17 protein-coding genes and 1 pseudogene are annotated in these 17,899 nt (G+C 34.1%); 4 read left to right on the plus strand and 14 right to left on the minus strand.

Annotated elements, in window-relative coordinates:
- Positions 1–365: 365 nt before the first annotated feature.
- The 7 genes from ILS93_RS03280 to ILS93_RS03310 form a co-directional block, all read right to left on the minus strand.
- Complete coding sequence (locus tag ILS93_RS03280; RefSeq protein WP_315971431.1) at positions 366–698, minus strand: LysR substrate-binding domain-containing protein; 333 nt, start codon at positions 696–698, stop codon at positions 366–368.
- 55 nt (positions 699–753) lie between these two features.
- Positions 754–1,365 carry a GNAT family N-acetyltransferase gene (locus ILS93_RS03285; RefSeq protein WP_149174184.1) on the minus strand — a complete coding sequence of 204 codons (612 nt, stop codon included), beginning with the start codon at positions 1,363–1,365 and terminating at the stop codon, positions 754–756.
- A gap of 62 nt (positions 1,366–1,427) precedes the next feature.
- Entirely contained in the window at positions 1,428–2,012 is a 585-nt protein-coding gene (locus tag ILS93_RS03290; RefSeq protein WP_064475737.1) for a TetR/AcrR family transcriptional regulator, read from the minus strand.
- A gap of 479 nt (positions 2,013–2,491) precedes the next feature.
- Positions 2,492–3,865: an alpha/beta hydrolase family protein gene (locus tag ILS93_RS03295; protein ID WP_064475738.1), complete on the minus strand. Its 1,374-nt coding sequence runs from the start codon at positions 3,863–3,865 to the stop codon at positions 2,492–2,494.
- A 141-nt stretch (positions 3,866–4,006) separates the two neighbouring features.
- Positions 4,007–5,236 carry an aminopeptidase gene (locus tag ILS93_RS03300; RefSeq protein WP_222659933.1) on the minus strand — a complete coding sequence of 410 codons (1,230 nt, stop codon included), beginning with the start codon at positions 5,234–5,236 and terminating at the stop codon, positions 4,007–4,009.
- A gap of 1,238 nt (positions 5,237–6,474) precedes the next feature.
- Positions 6,475–6,714: a cupin domain-containing protein gene (locus ILS93_RS03305; protein ID WP_000997182.1), complete on the minus strand. Its 240-nt coding sequence runs from the start codon at positions 6,712–6,714 to the stop codon at positions 6,475–6,477.
- Positions 6,715–7,007: 293 nt separating this feature from the next.
- Complete coding sequence (locus ILS93_RS03310; protein ID WP_222659935.1) at positions 7,008–7,835, minus strand: helix-turn-helix transcriptional regulator; 828 nt, start codon at positions 7,833–7,835, stop codon at positions 7,008–7,010.
- 854 nt (positions 7,836–8,689) lie between these two features.
- Between ILS93_RS03310 and ILS93_RS03315 the strand changes: the two genes are divergently transcribed.
- On the plus strand, positions 8,690–9,022 hold the full coding sequence (locus ILS93_RS03315) for a DUF1904 family protein (RefSeq protein WP_001120967.1): 333 nt from the start codon (positions 8,690–8,692) through the stop codon (positions 9,020–9,022).
- 249 nt (positions 9,023–9,271) lie between these two features.
- On the opposite strand, the gene ILS93_RS03320 is transcribed toward ILS93_RS03315, so the two are convergent.
- The 4 genes from ILS93_RS03320 to ILS93_RS03335 form a co-directional block, all read right to left on the minus strand.
- A complete protein-coding gene (locus ILS93_RS03320) occupies positions 9,272–10,222 on the minus strand; it encodes a magnesium transporter CorA family protein (RefSeq protein WP_222659937.1) in 951 nt (316 codons plus the stop codon).
- Positions 10,223–10,515: 293 nt separating this feature from the next.
- Entirely contained in the window at positions 10,516–11,541 is a 1,026-nt protein-coding gene (locus ILS93_RS03325; protein ID WP_222659938.1) for a ParM/StbA family protein, read from the minus strand.
- A 35-nt stretch (positions 11,542–11,576) separates the two neighbouring features.
- Positions 11,577–11,978, minus strand: coding sequence for a peptidase U61 (locus ILS93_RS03330; RefSeq protein WP_149174195.1), 402 nt, complete (start codon positions 11,976–11,978; stop codon positions 11,577–11,579).
- An 85-nt stretch (positions 11,979–12,063) separates the two neighbouring features.
- Entirely contained in the window at positions 12,064–12,450 is a 387-nt protein-coding gene (locus ILS93_RS03335; RefSeq protein WP_000549435.1) for a YflT domain-containing protein, read from the minus strand.
- 111 nt (positions 12,451–12,561) lie between these two features.
- Here ILS93_RS03335 and ILS93_RS28910 point away from each other — a divergent pair.
- A pseudogene (locus ILS93_RS28910) lies at positions 12,562–12,666 on the plus strand (acyl dehydratase); the annotation flags it as partial.
- Positions 12,667–13,060: 394 nt separating this feature from the next.
- Positions 13,061–13,426 carry a YxeA family protein gene (locus tag ILS93_RS03340; protein WP_000714941.1) on the plus strand — a complete coding sequence of 122 codons (366 nt, stop codon included), beginning with the start codon at positions 13,061–13,063 and terminating at the stop codon, positions 13,424–13,426.
- 103 nt (positions 13,427–13,529) lie between these two features.
- On the opposite strand, the gene ILS93_RS03345 is transcribed toward ILS93_RS03340, so the two are convergent.
- Both ILS93_RS03345 and ILS93_RS03350 read right to left on the minus strand, forming a co-directional pair.
- A complete protein-coding gene (locus ILS93_RS03345) occupies positions 13,530–14,240 on the minus strand; it encodes an alpha/beta hydrolase (RefSeq protein ID WP_064475743.1) in 711 nt (236 codons plus the stop codon).
- A 270-nt stretch (positions 14,241–14,510) separates the two neighbouring features.
- Positions 14,511–15,965: a DHA2 family efflux MFS transporter permease subunit gene (locus ILS93_RS03350; protein ID WP_222659940.1), complete on the minus strand. Its 1,455-nt coding sequence runs from the start codon at positions 15,963–15,965 to the stop codon at positions 14,511–14,513.
- Positions 15,966–16,138: 173 nt separating this feature from the next.
- Between ILS93_RS03350 and ILS93_RS03355 the strand changes: the two genes are divergently transcribed.
- Positions 16,139–16,687, plus strand: a complete 549-nt coding sequence (locus ILS93_RS03355) for a TetR/AcrR family transcriptional regulator (RefSeq protein ID WP_222659942.1) — start codon at positions 16,139–16,141, stop codon at positions 16,685–16,687.
- Positions 16,688–16,878: 191 nt separating this feature from the next.
- Here ILS93_RS03355 and ILS93_RS03360 read toward each other — a convergent pair whose 3' ends face one another.
- Positions 16,879–17,721 carry a polysaccharide deacetylase family protein gene (locus tag ILS93_RS03360; RefSeq protein ID WP_222659944.1) on the minus strand — a complete coding sequence of 281 codons (843 nt, stop codon included), beginning with the start codon at positions 17,719–17,721 and terminating at the stop codon, positions 16,879–16,881.
- Positions 17,722–17,899: the final 178 nt, after the last annotated feature.

Consider the following 17,899-nt stretch of genomic DNA (forward strand, 5'->3'; position numbering starts at 1 on the left):
TCGCGTTATGTTGGTGGGACCCTATGCCCATCAACATAAGGTTATATACGTTTAATTTCAGGTGAGATTGTTTCTATTTTTAAATTTATAGTAAGAATTTTCAAATAATTCATATTAAATTTTTAGAAAACAGAAAGAAGGTCTAGTTTAATTGATTTTTATTTAATCTTAGCTTGATAGTGATGGGGTCCTGCCACATCGCTATCAAGCTAGTGAAAAAACACCTCAAAAACAGTAAAATTGATATTTCTGGGTAAAAATGTACAAAAATCTTATTTGGGGTCGTAAAAAACTTTTTAAGTTGATGGATGTGGGGTTCTACATTTTATGCCGCACTAAAACGATCTTCAATAATCAAAATTAGGTTACATAGTTTTTTCTTTTATCATCTCAACAAATCTCTGTAAAGCAGCAGAAAAAAGTACATCTTTTCTCATAATATAATAAGTTGGTACTTTAGAATATTTCTCAGGTAAATCAGTCATGGTTAAAGATTGCTCATGGTCTTTCAAAATTGATTTGACCATGACAGCAATGCCCATTCTAGCCTTCACACAACCATTAATCGCTTCAATTGTTCCGAATTCTATCACTCGCTTTGGATAAATGCCTGCTTCTTTTAACCACTTATCTACTCTATTTCGAAAGAAACAGCCTCTACTATAATTAACATTGAATGAGCTTAGCTTAATAGTGATGTGGCGGTACCCCTGGTACTATCCTAGGACGTTAAAACTTTTTTTAAAAAAGGTTTTAACGTCCTACGTTTTTGACCATTCTGTACAACGATAACTTTGGTTTATTAATTTCACTTGTAATCTGGTAGCCTAACCTCTGATACAATTTAATAGCAAGTTGGTTCTCTTTCTTTACCGTCAGAGAGCATTTGGCAAAGCCTTGCAGGGAAGCCTGTTCCTCGGCAAACTCAAGTAGTCTGGTACCTATCCCCAGTCCACGACTTTCGGGCAATAAAGCGATTGTTCCGATGTGAAACTCGTCATCTTCTCCCTCCTTCAAGGTAATCATGGAATAAAGCATTTTGATATTCCGAATGTTATAAACAACAAAATCCAACTTTCGGAATGAAAGCAGCTGTTTAAAAGTGGGCCAGGCAAGACGATTTAAAACGGGTACGGGATAGCAAGTAATCATCCCTAAAGTTTTCCCGTCCATTTGAGCTTCATAAGCGTATTGATGACTAAAACGGTTGTTCCCCTGCCGCCATAGCTTACAAAAAGTCCCTTCGACTGTGTTCTTCTCCTCAGATCCTGCAAGTGCAAATGCCATGTATTCCAATGCCATTACATTTAGCTGGGCACCGACCATAGATTGATAAACAGCCTTTACAATAGAGATTTTATTCATTTCCCAGTACTCCTTTTCGCTTTCTATATTATTGATGTTAATTATCATGGATTTGTATCATTTCACTTCCCTCTCGACTCATCCTTAGCTTTGAAACCATAATAAAATGTATTTAAAACAAGCTCTGCAGCAGATTTTTTAGCCACATTTCCTTCATGTACCTGTTCCCAAGTATGGAAAAGCAGAGCATAAAGCGTATTCAAAATCCATTCGCTGCTAACTGTTTGCTGAAAGTAACCTTTTTGTTGTAACAGCTCAATAACGCGTCGTAAGGGTTCCCTCAGCTTCTCTTCGGCTTCACCTAATTCTTTATTGTTAAATACAGATGCATCATGACCTAGAAAATAGATTTTGTCACCTAAAGGGATTAACGATTCAATGAGTTCTGGAATATAGTTCTCGCTTCTATCCTCATCCAGTGGAATCTGGTTTACGGTATCACTTACCAATTGTATAGCTCGATGGCCCAAGAATAGCATCAATCTCTCTCTGCTTTCGACGTAGCGATGGAGTGTAGCAATGCCAATTCCCGCATATTCCGCAATTTCATTCATCGAAGCAGTAGGATTTTCAACAAGCAATATAGTAGCCGAATCAAGAATTGCGTTAAATCTCGCTTCCTTTAACGTTGATAAGTCTTTCTTCATCGTCAATCTCTCCCTTTTTATATATAAAGCCGTCATTTTTTGATAGATAAATATATCATTTGATATTATGATAAACAATCTCAAACAAAGTGTCCAGCTGCTGAATGTAGCTTTCCAAAAGAATTATATTACTGAAACTGATAGTACTTTGAATGTTTCATTTTTAGCATTTCATTATTTAGATGCCGATGAAGAAATTAATTTTTTGATGTAATAAATACAAAAGCCAAAGGAAATGGTACGAGTCGCTTTCTTAGTAGAGAAAATGATCACATTAGCTGGGTTTCTTAAGCTATTTATCACGATGTTCCCTTGTGATATTTTATTTTTTCACTAATACAGTTATCCTTCTCGCTAATTTTTCCAGCATTTTTTCATGAAGAATTAATAATTACAGTAATTTTTCTACTTATATTAAATCTATTTGCACTTCATTTAATTACTGAATATTTTATAATGAAGGTACTTTCTGCATAAAGTTATCGGTTTACTTTAAAATTCACTTCCGGGTATTTGGTCATCAGCCTTTTAAGGGTTGAGCCATCATCCTTCTGTTTTACATACTGGTCAAAAAATGCCAGGCTGAATTCGTTGATAATGCGATGAACTTCCTTTGGATTTTCACCTGGGCTCTGCAACAGTGGGGAGAACAAATGTAAATCAGTGAAGCTTGTATGATCTGTATGAGGAATGACCATTGACATACCACCGCCAGCTAACCCACGCCCATATCGCTCCGTCACTTTATCGGGATCTGCCTCATCAGGCTCTACGGCACTCATGAGCAGAAATGGTTTTCCAATCCCACTTTCAGGTAAAATTTCCCCATACAAAGCGCCATCCATATTGATAGCTGCTTTGACACGAGAATCTTTTGCAAGTATTTGTGCTGCGGTAGCTCCACCGTAAGAGTGCCCAAACATTCCAATTCGCGAGGTATCAAGCCTTCCTGTAAAGAAGCCGGTCTCATCGTTTTGGTTAAGTTTCTCTATCTGATTAAGCACAAAGGTGACATCTTCCTCCCATAATTTTATGTGGCTATCCCCTGCGTCATCAGTTAAATTGAAGGGCTGTACGTAAGCAACTCGACCATCTGGAAAGACGGTAGCTGCAGTATCAAAGGTATGATCAATACTTAGAACAATATAGCCTTGACTAGCCAACTCCTCAACTTCAAACGTGTTTTGATTACGAAAACCATTAAAACCATGAGAGAAAAGTAATATAGGATATTGATTCTCTGAGTCTGAGAGTTGTAAATCCATAAACGAATGAGATTTTACCAATTCTAAGTGGCTGAATGCAAATGCAGGAATGGACAATGTTTTTTCCAATCCCTTAGAGAGTTCATTTATGTTACGAATATAAGGTTCTTGATCCCCCTTGCTTTTTTCAGCTGCAGGATACCAAATTTGCACCATCAATTCGCGTCGATCTGTTGGATTTTTCGAATATGGTTCATGTCTTTGATGATCAACCCAATGATATAGCTTCGTACCGACCCTATGTGGGCCAGTAGGTTCTTGAAATGAAAATACTGGCATAAGTAAAGGTAGTGCAACTGCTACAGACAAATAGATGCACAACAACAAAGTTTTAACTATGAATATACCCCGGCTTCTAAAGCCCTTTTTCCGCCCAGCTAATAAATAGCATAAAATCAAGATAACTGGGGATGCATATGCCGGAATCATCTGCCATCTAAAACCTTCTACCAATAGCTGAACTGTAACCATTACAACAGCAAGCAAAGTAGCTAATTTAGACCACTTTTTCGTTTCTCTACCTACTAACAGTATCCAACTTAAAAGACTAAAATTCACAACTATCAAAACGATTTCCCAGAAATTCATTGGCCTATCTCCTTTGAATGCATTTTACATCTAATTAAAGAGGTAATTTTCAATCTGAGCAAAAACAGATGAAACGCCTATATAGTTGCACCAATTATCCTTAATAATTGTTTCATATACTCCTTTCTTCAAATTAAAAACTTAAAATGCCCAGCTACCTTTACGGAAAATTGGCTCTACAGTTCCATCTGGTAAAATACCATCGATGTCCATCTCACTGCTGCCAATCATAAAGTCATCATGTGTTACTGAAATATTTGCACCTAACGTTTCGAGTTGATCGTTTTCTAAATCCCTTCCATCCTCTAAGCAAGTTGGATAAGCTTTACCAATCGCTAAATGGTTCGATGCATTTTCATCAAACAATGTATTAAAATATAAAATCCCCGATGCTGAAATTGGCGATTCATGTGGTACAAGTGCTATCTCACCTAAATAGCAAGAGCCTTCATCCACATTAATAAGCTCCTGTAATAAATCATGTCCTATCTGTGCTTCAGCTTTAATAATTTTTCCTTCTTCAAATGTCAGTTTAAAGCCGTCGATAATATTCCCTTGATAAACTAATGGTTTTGTATTGCTTACATAGCCATTTACACCTTGTTTCATCGGTAACGTATAAACCTCTTCCGTCGGCATATTAGCTATAAAGATAGTATCATCTGGCGTTTTACCACCTCCAGTAATCCATTTATGCTGTGGTGCTAATGCAATTGTTAAATCAGTACCTGACGCTGTATAGTGAAGCATCGCATATTTTTTATTGTTTAATATGACCGCACGAGACTCTAAATTTGTTACATGTTCACGCCATTTTTCAACCGCATTTCCTTCACCGATACGAACAGCTTTAAAAATAGCATCCCATAATGCTGGTACTTGATCCTCAGCTGCTAAATTTGGGAACACCTTCGATGCCCACTTTGATGAAGGAACTGCTACCATCGACCAAGCTATTAAATCCTTCATTACGGCGTTGCGATTGTTTCCTAGAGCAGCTCCTGATACCTTTTGATAGGTAGCTAGACGACCAGCTGAAATACCTGTAAATTTATCAGGGTCTGTAGCATCTATTATTAATAGTGCGCCTTTACGTTCAATCAGCTCATCATTCATTTTGACTATCCATTCTGGGAAACGATTAAATTCCTCATCTGAGGCATAATCAAAGTAAGCACGATCCATTTCCTCATCAGAAAAATTAACATGAACACGCCCTGCCCCAGCCTTATAGGCCTCTTTCACAACTAAACGAACGAAATCCAATGCATCCACTGATGTATTGACTAATAAGTATTGTCCTGGTTGAATATTGACACCAATTTTCACCGTAAGTTCTGCATATGCTTGTAATTTTTCTTCAAAAGTCATATTATTTACCTCGCTTTTATCCAATAATTTTTGAATTCCCCTTACTAGCTTGCCTTCATACCATACTTTGTGAATAGGTTTTTCAGGATTTTCTCTTGTCTATTTTTACGTTTTTCATCAAGACTCGATAACAACTAATGGATTTTTTCAATTCATTAGTTATCTCTTAAAATTAATTTAGTTACTAGACGAGAAAATATTTCAATGAGTTTCGATGTTTTTACCAAATAATCCAATTCAAGGGTATCAAGCACTACTTAAATTTATAGCGTTCTTTATTGTATAAGCTCACTCATTTCTTCCCAATCTTTTCAATGCTGCTGCACCTAAAGGCTTTCCACCAATGAGGCGTTTAACAATTTCAATCACACCTTTCTCTGTATAAAGTCATTTTTGATAGATAATACTATCATTTAATACAAATATAAATCATTTAACTTTAATTATCAAGCCGTTAAACTTTTTTTAAAAATTATTGGTAGAAAACTAAGTGAAACTTAATTCTATCTAAGTGAGCGATAACGGAAAGATCTTTATGCACACAGTACGAAATTACTGCTAAATATTCACGAGCCGATGTACTCTTAACTGAGTAAAAATCGGCTTTTTTGTTTCAAAATTTGCTTAGCATATATTTTGGTTAAAATGTGGGCGGTACCCCATGCCCATCAAGCTAAAATTTTCTTTCTCTACAGTTAGTTACTTTATGTAAGAAGTCAGCTGTTTTTTCATTTATTATATAAAGGTATTTTTGAATCATAAGAATAATCAGATGTTTATTTATCAAATTCTGAATATGTAATTATTTAACATAATATATTAATGTTTAAACGTATGTAAAATACCAATATTAGGAGGATTTGTAATGTTCAAAAAATAATTTTATCTAGTACTATTCTTTTGGGAACTTTAGGTATAACAACTTTGTCTTTTCCAGAATTAAGTTTAACAAAAGCAGAAGCTGCAATTAATGATGCGAAGATTCAAAAGGTTACGGTTGCGTATAACGATTCTTTCTAACATAAAAATACATCACTATTTAATAGTGATGTATTTTTATGTTAGATATTAGAATAGGAATACGGGCGAATTAATAAGGAAAAGGTTACTGCATAATATTTCTATAATAGGGTATCAATTAAAGATGCATGCTTTATTCCATAATAGAGCATTTAAATCCTAACTTCTCAATTTTATCTACACTTTCTTATCTGCCAACGAAACATTAGATACAATTATCAATCCATTTCCCTTTTAGGCTCTACCAACATGATGTGGGATTCCTTTTCAGTGAAAGGTTTATGCTCAACGCCTCTCGGGACAATGAACATCTCGCCCTTAGAAATTTTCACCTGTCCATCACGAAAATCGATGAACATCTCCCCTTCAAGCACGATAAATAGCTTATCCGTATTAGGATGCTCATGCCATATAAAATCTCCATTGGCCTTAAAAAGCTGAATTTGATCATCATTCATTTCACCAATCACTCGTGGATACCAATAATCGTTAATTTTAGATAACTCGTCATTTAGTTTAATAGGTTGGTAATGGATAATAATCCCTCCTCACTTTTAACTTCCACTATATTACAGTAATCTAAGTAAAAAAGTCGTCATTACGCTTAAAAAGAAAATGCTCAGGCCAGAACTTTTCATTCAGATAGTTCAAAAGAGTGATTTCAATGAAAGTTCTTTCAATCCAATGTTTCCTTTAACTCTCCATAAGTATAGAACAGTGATTTTCAAATAAGAATGGACCCCTGTTGACATTAGTATGGATTATTGATGAACTTCTCGCGATATTTAGTAGGCGAAATGCCAACTCGCTTCTTGAAAACTCTACTAAAATAAAAAGGGTCTGCGATTCCAACAGCCTGCGCAATTTGTTGTACAGGCACACCACTTGTACATAACATTTTTTGAGCCATCTTTATACGATAGTTCAATAAATATTCTGCTGGCCCCATACCTGCATGCTTTCTAAACACGTAAGAAAGACGATTTCGATTAATATTATTTTGTTCTGTAAGCTCGAGTATTGTAATATCTTTATAATAGCATTCATGAACGTAACTAGATATTCGTTCGAATAAAGTATGCGACTCATGGTTGTTTTCTCTATTGACAACACTTAATAAAGCTTCATTCAACGCTTCGCGAAACAGCATTTCTGTCTGAAACATCGAAATGCCTCCACGCTGATTAGACACATCCCAAAGACGCATAAGTAATTCGACAAGACGAGGAGATTGTCCTGTTAATAATTCAAAATGCTGATGAGTAAAGCCAGAGTCTTCTCGTTCTGAATTGCTTATCCGATATAAAACAAGAATATATTCCCAGTTTATTTCACCAAGCATTTTATGGGCTAATGTCATTTTTGCACCCCCATGTATAACTTTTCCTGGGGAAAGGGTATACGGCGTACCATTAAATTGAAATTGCGTCTTCCCTGTAAGCGGAAATACAAATCCGGGGAAATAATCTGTAGACTCAGCATAAGGCACACCTGGATTTTTAGCATAACGATATACTCCTTCTACTCGGAAAGGAGTATTGGCAAGATACTCTGCTAACTCATTCACGTCCAACTTCACAATGCACGCCTCATTTCAATAATAGTTTTCTTGTAATTCGCGAGATTAATTGGTGTACATTCTGGGCAACGCTAAACTAAAAATAGGACATACGACTTAACAAGATCTGGTTACTAACCTATAAATATATTGTTTTTCATTTATTTAGTCTACAGTTAAGCAGCTTTATTGAAAGTTAGAAATTCAACCTTCTTCTCCTAATTATACCATTCGTAAGAATAATTTGTTATGATCTGTGAGTGTATATTCTATTCATATCGAGTCGACATAATGTCCTATTATCAGTAGTAAGGACAAGGAGGAATCTTCCCCTTACAAGGGAACCTCCTTTCTTTTTCTATCGATCTATGCATTTTTTATACATTCCTATCCTGGCACGGTTTTATGGTTCTTTTTTGTTGTTGGATCAATAAAAAAACTGTATTAAATCTTGCATACTCCTAGAGGTCACTATATATGAACGCTACGTATTTGACTTTCTCAATGACCAACATTACTTAACGTGGTAAAATAGTATTCGGATGGGAATACTATTTTATTAAAATTAAAGTGGTTATCAAGTCGGAGGAAGGCATCTTAGGGTGTCTTTTCTTTTTAAAATATATAAGCGTACCATCCCTTTCCTAATAGAGGCCTCCCCTCATGCCTCCTTACAGGGAGAATGATAAGGCTTTTTTTATTTACCCAATTACCGAGCTCTCAAATATTTTAAATAGTTACAATACATGTATTGTTTCAATAACATATGATTATTCTTAAGAATGTCATTGAAATGTACCAATAGATGTTAGTACAGCAAAATAAATTGTGTTATGATGTGAGCAAATATAAAGCTATCTAACGGAGGGATTTACATGCCGCATGTTGTGTTTCGTGGAATTACTACTGAACAATTAAAACGCATAAGCAAGCCATTAGTAGAAGAGCTCGCAGAGATCTGTGAGTGTGGTACGGATAATTTTACGTTGGAACTACCAAGTTCTACGTTTGTATTCAATGGAGAAGAAATAGAAGCGTTTCCTCTTATTGAAGTGAAATGGTTCGAGCGTGGACAGGAAATTCGTGATCGATTTGCCAAGGCCATTACTACATATGTAATGGATTTTGGACTTCCAGAAGTAGAGGTTGTATTTACGGTTTTCACAGAATCAGCGTATTATATTAACGGGAAGCATTGTGCAAGTTAGAGCTATTTGAAGGATTTTTGTAACATTTATAAGAGGTAGAACCACATTGCCATCAAGCTAAGAAAAGCAAATATCCAAAAACAAAATAATGACCTCAATTCTCATAGACAACTATCTGTGAAGAGATAAAATTTTTGTTTTGGTGGACATCAAAATATTAGCTTGGTGGATATATGGCACTACCCCAATTAATAAATATTACTAACCATATATCTAGGTTAATATCTATCATATTTTTTAAAAACAGGACTAATTAGATTTAAAAAAAGATTTCTTTTTCTTTACTCGTAATAAATCACCTGTCCATCCTTTGACTTGCATATATAAATACATACCCCCTGTTGTGAAAATAATAAATAAGAGAGCGATTAAATAGCTATATTTCCATTCTAGTTCAGGCATGTATTTAAAATTCATACCCCACAATGCTCCTAAGGCTGTCAAAGGCGTACTCACAGCAGTTAATACAGTAAGAGCTTTCATAATTTCATTCCCACGATGAGAAGAAACCACTTCTTGTAAATGAATCATCGTGTCTAATTCTTCTTGATACTCTTTAACAAGTTGTAATCCACGCTCTAATTTCAAGTGTGTTTGTTTATAACAAAGAGTTTTTGTTATATTTTCTAACCAAGCTTCCTCCAAGCCTTGTAATACCTCTTGTATTAAACGAAACACATGTGTGTTCATAAATAATTCATGACGAATATGATAAATTTTTTCTAAAACTGCTATGTTATTATGATGATAAAAATCCCATAATACATTTCTAAAATGGTTTTCAAAATAGTCAACCTCTCGCAAATAGTGAGATATAAACATTGATAAGATGGCACATAATCCTTCAGCGGAACTATTACAATTTTTTGTACCCATAGGGAAATTATGTATTAACTTTTGGAAATCCTCTTCCTCTTTTTCCTGGACTGTTATCAATATTCCATGAGCTACGAAATAATGAAGAAAGTTTTGAATTTTGGCGTCCTTTTTATCTTGATCATATAAAAACGAACCATATACACAAGTTTGACTTGGTGATAACGTATAAACATATAATCCATTTTCACAAGGAGAACTTATTTTCTTTACAAATTGAGAGAAATAAGATGTTACATCACGAGGGATTATAGAAGAAAGTTTTTCAAGCTCACTAGTTTTCACATGATACCAATTCCATTTCGGCATTTTTATGCATTCCATATTATTCTTCCTTTCTGAATAGTTTTATGTTTGATCGAATAATATCCGTAATATGAAATTTGTATGTAGGTATTCATGTCTTCGAGGAAAATTTTTTAGATCATCTAAATTACAAACTAATATATAGGAGGTCTTATTCTGTTACAAGGAAGACCCCCTATATATTAGTTATTTGTATTCTAAATTTTAAACATTTCCTCTATACAAGCACTTTTTATCTTTTCTTATTTATATGTGGAAAAGAAGCCACATAATTTGGCACGTCTATTCAACGAACTCCATTTTGGTCGTTATTACAATTTGGATTCATATGCAGATTGATTGGTGATGTCGTCAAATACTTGACTTCCAATCATATAGTATCCATGAAGTGCAGCCTCTTTCGAAGCGTCTACCATACGGAAAGAAGAAATTTCACCTTGCATTTTTTCAATTCGTTTTTTGTGGATATCTACTATTCCTCCTGTCCAAATAATAGTTTCATACTGGTCTAACTTAAATTGTTCTTGTAATACACGCATAACGTCTTGGAAGTGTGTATCCAACTCTTTTTGAATCAAAGTATCAACCTGACTTGTCTGAGGATTTTCTTCTCGACCTCCATATCCTTTTTCTAATATTTTTGGCATGTCGTTAATATGCAAGTGATTACTTTCCCCCGCATGATTCTGCAGGATATTCTTAATATTTTTCAAAGGCTTGCTACATCCTAGTTCCGTCTCATAATGATTTAAAATGACATTCTGTTTCATATCTGTCATTTCTAATGTACGAAATCCACCATCAATAATTAAGATACGATCTTGTTCCTGAATGATTCCCTCTTTTAAGAAATAGGCATGTAAAGCGACCGGTTGCTGAAGAATCAAAGCATTTTCCACCGTAATATTAATAAATTTCCCATCAATTTGCACGGAAGTTTCTTTTTTTAATACATTTTGTAATTGCTCATGCTGACTACCAAAACAAGTAACGGGAAGCCCGGTAACAACTAAAGGTAACACGACATTTTCTTTATAATCCTTTGCAATGCAACCAAATATTTGTTGTTTAAACTGTTCGCTTTCATAATAATTTTCTATTTCTTCGTCAAATGGAGGAAGAAATGAAGCGTCAGATTGATGTGCTTCATTTCCCATGTAGTATGCAAAGTCTAAGTCTATAAAACTTACCTTTGTTAAATCTTCACTTTCAGTATGATTAGGTACACGGGCTAGTGTGGAAGCTTCACTCTTAATCGTCACCTCAGAATCTACATCCTTTCGATATGCCCGTTTGGTAAAGCCAATTCCTACATCAATTGCATACAGAGATTTCATACTTTTTTCCTCACTTTCTCTTTTTAGAATTAAATCTAAGCACTCTCTTCTTTCCCTTCTTTCATATATTTCTTTTCATTTTTCTTTTTTTCACCGTCTATGTCCTTACTATTTTGATTGATTTCGTAATTCTTTTCATCTTTTTTCTTTTTGTCATTTTCGTTTTCTGTTAAATCTTTAATAGTAGAAATGACAACTGGTGTGGCTGTAAGCAGTTGTGGTAATGTTTGTTTTGCAACATTAGCTGCAATTACAGAGAATTGTTTACTTGTCTCAGTTACCTTCCCCAATGTTTCCTTTATGCTTCCTTCTTGTAGTTTGTCTTTTACGCTTTTTCCTTTTGTTTGTATAGCTTTCCGATTTTCTTTTTTTAATAGAGAGACCATAACTCCGGTCGTAATCCCAATCACAGCATATTTAAATATTGTATGTTTCATTTTTCTCACCCTTCTCTACTTTTATTTTCTTCCATGCTACAACCTAAAATAATTAACTTATCTATTTATCAGATGTTGCAATCTATTAGAGAGAATGATAATTTTGTGGCTGCCTATCACTCGCCGTTGGTGTTTCAGCTGTTACTAGGAGTAAAATTCTCCCTTGATCTAATTTTTCTTCATATAAGTTAGCTTCCTCCTTCGACAACCCCATTTCCTCCATTTGATTTCGAAGTTCGTCCCCTTTTTTGGAGAAAAAGTTGATAATACTTGTGCCCATTCCTTGTTCTTTTACTCCAATCGTATTTATGTTTGTATCATCTGCAATCTTTTTTGTTAGATGTTTTTCATGTGCCAAGACATAAATGTCATCTTGGCGAATCCCTTGCAATTCTAGCTCTTTTACTTTCATAACTACTTCCTGTTCATTTTGATATTCATGAACCACCGGTTTTCTTTCATTCTTATGCATTGTATTTTTCCTCCTTTAGATTTTTTATTTAGTTGTTATGTAATATGTAATACACCTATTTTAAAGATGTTAAACCTAAATTTTCAAAAAACTTCATGCAATAGGTTATTAATATTTTTGAATATCAAAGAGATGTCATGAGAACTTTGCTTTGATAACAGTGTTACAAATAACAATTTGTTTGGAAGGCAAGCCTCTTTTTTATCATTGGGTTTTCCAATGACATAGAAGCACAGCGCTGCATTACATGTAACTGCCCCATTGGATTCTCTATTCCAAAAGAAAAAGCACCCCACTAGATGCTTTCTTTAATTGTTCTCACTATAATTTATTTAGATAATTCTCTTATTACTGTAAGATACATTTATTCTAGTTCCTAAATCTCACTTATTTCTCAATTCACTCATACCAATATAAAACCAAATAACCTACCATCAAAAAATAAAGAAAACAGGTTATTTGGCTATTCATTCCGTAAGCTTAATACTCAAGTTAATCTTTTTTCACACGGTTAAACTTTATTAAGAAAACCTTAAGAAATTCCCCTCTATATTTATAAGAATTTTTTTCTATACTCAAAAATGTAAATACAATAAGAGGAGAAACAATCATGAAGAAATTTGTACTTTGCATAATAGGATTAGGCCTACCGATATATTTATTACCTTTCATATTACGCGGGGATTTGGATAGATTTAATCCGATTGCTGAAGAAAAAAATGTATATGCCATTGCGAAAGGATATGGTGTTCCAGATTATCATCATAAAGGACGAGCTATGTACGCCCTAAAAGGTGTAGATGAAGCAAGGAATGAGAAAGAATATACAGTAGGCACTAGCACCCCTAATGATTTTATAAAAAAAACTTACTTAAAAATTCATGTAAAAGGAAAGTATGTGTATTCTTACGACGTTATTTCAGAAAAAGATATACCAGGGAAAGTAAAGGGACAATTGGAGATAGCAGATAAATAAAAAGAGCCTACTCGTATGAGCTGGCTCTTGATCACCTCTCCCACCTACCATTGGGCTATCTTAAGGAAGAAGAATTCTTTCAGTAAATTTATTAAATTCCTTATCATTGTTTCACTAACCATTGTTCAATTACTTTCACTGTTTCATCTCGTTGTGCTTTTGATGTAATTAAGCTCGCATTATCACCTTTTTGCTCACCATACATGCCAAAATGAGCATGGTTTCCCCCTTTTATCATGTGCATAGTTGTATTCTTTGACATTAACTTTTTATTGTTCTCTATTTTTTCTACTGTTGCTAAAGCATCTACTTCTCCATAAATTGATAACATCGGAATCGATTTCGTAGAGAAGTCATCTGCAGGATACGAACCTAAGAAAATGATCCCGTCTACCTTGTCTTCATTGTGAAAGGCATATTTAGAAATCATAGCTCCCCCCATTGAATGTCCAGCAACGTACCATTTTTGAACTTCCGGATACTGTTCAATTACAATGTCTACCTCATTGATTCCGAGTATCGCTAAGTTTAGTGGTAACTTAGGCATTACTACAAAATGACCATCTTTTGCAAGAGCTTCCCCTAAGTAACTATAAGCCTCTACTTCTACTTTAGCTCCTTGATAAAAAATAATCCCTACCTTAGCATCCTTCTGTCCAAATACTATATTATCTTCATCTTTTTTATCATCTACTAACGACAAAGCCTCTTTCGTTGGTTTGTAAGTAAATTGGGACCAAGTAAAAAAAGTAATGCTCCCCATAAGTAAAATACCTAATAAAGAGTACAAAATAATTTTCATCCATTTCTTCATATGTATGACCTCCCTAAGGTGTGTATATTTTATACTTTAAATGATTATTTATATAATTGTCGAATAATCTGTTAGTTTTATTGAAAAATGAAGGTTAGGACAAATAATAAAATCTCTACATGCATAAGCAACCTTTTCATTCTCCTTTAATATCTCTACAAAATAAAGTTAAGTTCATAAACAAGTAAAAAGAAAAGCAAGTGACCCTAATTATCAGATCACTTGCTTTTTCTTTCAATATAGACTTTCTAAACAACTCTATGAACTATTCTAATTATGCGCTTCACTTTCAAGTTTTTGAGTTTCCACTTTTTTAGGCATGAAACATGCAAAGATTAATGCTACGAAAGATAAGAATAACATAAATAGGTACGCATCACTTGAGCCGAAAATAGAAGATAATTTCGCTAGTTGCATAGCTGTAATGTTTCCTTTTTCCGAAGATAACTCAGAAGCATGTAAAGTTGCTTGAGTCGTATATACAGTAATAACAACTGCTGTTCCAATAGCACCTGCTAATTGACGAATCGTATTATTTACCGCTGAACCATGTGAACCTAATTCTTTAGGTAAAGCATTTAGTCCTGCTGTATTTAAAGGCATCGAAATGAAACTTAACCCAATTCGTAAAATAATAGTGCGCATCATTACATACATATACGTTGTGGATTCAGTTAAATCAATTACACCCCACATCGAAATAATGATAAATACTAAGCCAGTGATAAAGAGTGGTTTTGCTCCGTATTTATCATACATTCTACCTGTAATTGGTGATAAGAATGCATTAATGACAGCACCAGGTAATAGAAGTAAACCTGATTCAAATGCGGTAAAGCCTCTTCCGTTTTGTAAGTAAATCGGTAAAAGAATTAAATCAGCATACATAATCATCGTGATGAGTACGTTAATCACTGATGTAAGAGTAAAAATTTTATACTTGAATACGGATAAATTTAATAGTGGATCGTTACACTTTATTTGACGTAAGCAAAATAGCGTTGTGACAAGTATCCCGGTAATAATTATCGTAATAACAATCGGATGATCCCATCCCTTACTTCCTGCACTACTGAACCCAAATAAAACACAACCAAAACCAATCGTTGATAAAATGACACTTACAATATCCAATCTTGCTTTTGTCGTATCTGCAACGTTCATTAAATATTTCAGTGCAAGAATAGTGACGATGAATACAAATGGAGCTAATCCAATAAATAGCCATCTCCATGATACATATTCAATGATAAAACCAGATAACGTTGGAGCGATGGCTGGCGCAAAAATCACAGCGAATCCGATAGTTCCCATAACACTCCCGCGCTTTTCGCTAGGGTATAAATATAAAATAACTGTCATCATGAGCGGCATAATAATTCCTGCCCCAATTGCTTGAATCATTCTTCCTGTTAATAACATGCTAAAATTTATGGCACCGGCACATAGTAATGTTCCGATGAATAAAAAGAACATTGAGCTAGTAAATAATTGTCTCGTTGTAAAACGTTTCATTAAAAACGCCGTGATTGGCACTAATACACCGTTTACGAGCATAAAACCTGTTGATAACCATTGTACAGTTGCAGCTGTAACATCAAATACCTCCATTAAGTTACTCATCGCTACATTTAGTAGCGTCTGGTTTAATGTCGATAAAAAACAGCCAGCAATTAGTACAAGTAATAAAACTTTTTTATTTCTTTCTGTTATTCCCTTCTCCATTTGTAAACTCCCTTTTTCTATAGTTGCATTATCGACACAGTGTCGATAAAATTCATAGTAACAAAGATACATATTCCTGACCATGAACAATTTTGTTGAAAATGTTCATTAATCGACATTGAAAATATGCTATGTCGAGAAAGTCAAAGAAAAATCTATAAAGGAGTTTCAAAATGTCTACATCTAAAAAAGAGGATCCTCGTACACTTCGTTCAAGAGAAATGTTTAAAAATGCCGTCTATTCCCTTTTACAAGAGGAATCCACCATTTCAAATTTAACAGTCCAAAAAATCGCAAACAAAGCTGGGTTAAATCGGACAACATTTTACTTACACTATCAAGACATTCAGGATTTACTCATGCAACTCACTGATGAAATTTTAAACGAACTTTCTAATAAAATTACTGCTTTAATACACGTAAGCGATTTATCAGAAAAACAACAGCTAACACAATTGCTCGATTATTTATATATTCATCGAAATTATTTATCCATTTTATTTAATATGAATCATTTTGAAGAACAATTATTTCTATTAATAAAGCGATTAGTAGAAACGCGAAGGAATAATAGTGAGACAGAGCTACCGGCAGATTATGTCGCTATTGAAATTAAAACTGCCTCATTGGTAGGAATCATCATGTGGTGGATAAGAAATGGACTTCATTTTAGTTCAGATTATATTACAAACCAAATTTATTTCATGTACAGAGGACAATAAGGTTAGAGCATATAAATCCTATTTCGCTATGTAGAAAAATGCGAATTTCATACGATAAGAGAATTTGAATATAAAAAATACCCCGATTGTTAGAATGTGCTTAACAATCGGGGTACACTTCATGGAAATCGACTTTGTCTTAGTTATTGTTTTAGTAATAAAAACACTTTTTTAAGATAACTATGTTTATACTATAAACGTTGATCTTTCTGGAAGTTTAGACGAAAATGATCTTCATCATTATATACTCCAAATTCATACCCTTGCTCTTTATAAAATTTAATAATTTCAGGAAGAGCTTGTAATGTTTGCGCCTTTTCATGCATTAAAACAACTTCTACTTCTTCTGTTGTCTGTTTTTTTACATTTTCGATAATCTGAGCTGGATTATCTTTTAGTTTCCAATCATTTGAGTCTATTGTCCAATCCCAAACTTTTATTGCTGCTTCTACAATTTGATTCCGAATTTCCTCACTCTTTAATCCTGGTGCAGATCCATATGGTGGACGGACTAGTTTAGGAGTTGTACCCGTAATATTATGGATAAGAGCTAACGTTTCTTTCATCTCCGGTACAAATTGTCCCTTTTTGTATAACTTATCACTATTATGTGTCATACTATGTGCACCAATATAATGTCCTTCTTTTACCGCTCGTTTTACGTTTTCCTGAAAACCTGTATTTTGTAAATTGCTACCTTGCATAAAAAATGTCGAGGCAACATTTTGTTCTTTTAGTACATCTAAAAATTTCCCAGTTAATTCGCTAGGACCGTCATCGAATGTTAAATACACAACCTTTCCTACCGGTTTTCCATCAGGTCTTTTTTGTTTTGGCAGTGGTGTTTCCTGTTTCTTTTTTTGTTGTTGCGTATTAACTTGTTTACTACTTTCATTAGCTACTCCTTTCGCTGGGATAGAGTTCCACTTTCCAATTAAAAAGAATGTGAAAAAGGTCGTTGCTAAAACAACTCCTAGAGATATTATCACCTTAGTTAATCGACTTGTTTTTTTCTTACTTTGCGATTCTTTCATTATTTTTTGATCCTTTCCCTATTAATTTTCATATTCATTATTTATAAGGCTGAGCCTTTATTCGACTGAATCATTCGTTTCAACCGGTGTTTACAATAAATAGATTAATAGAGATGGATAAAGATAAAATGCAGATAATGTCGAAATTAGTTAAAGAATAGCGTATTGCATCCACTCT

The organism is Bacillus sp. 16GRE42 (assembly GCF_019837435.1).
Taxonomy (GTDB): Bacteria; Bacillota; Bacilli; order Bacillales; family Bacillaceae_G; genus Bacillus_A; species Bacillus_A wiedmannii.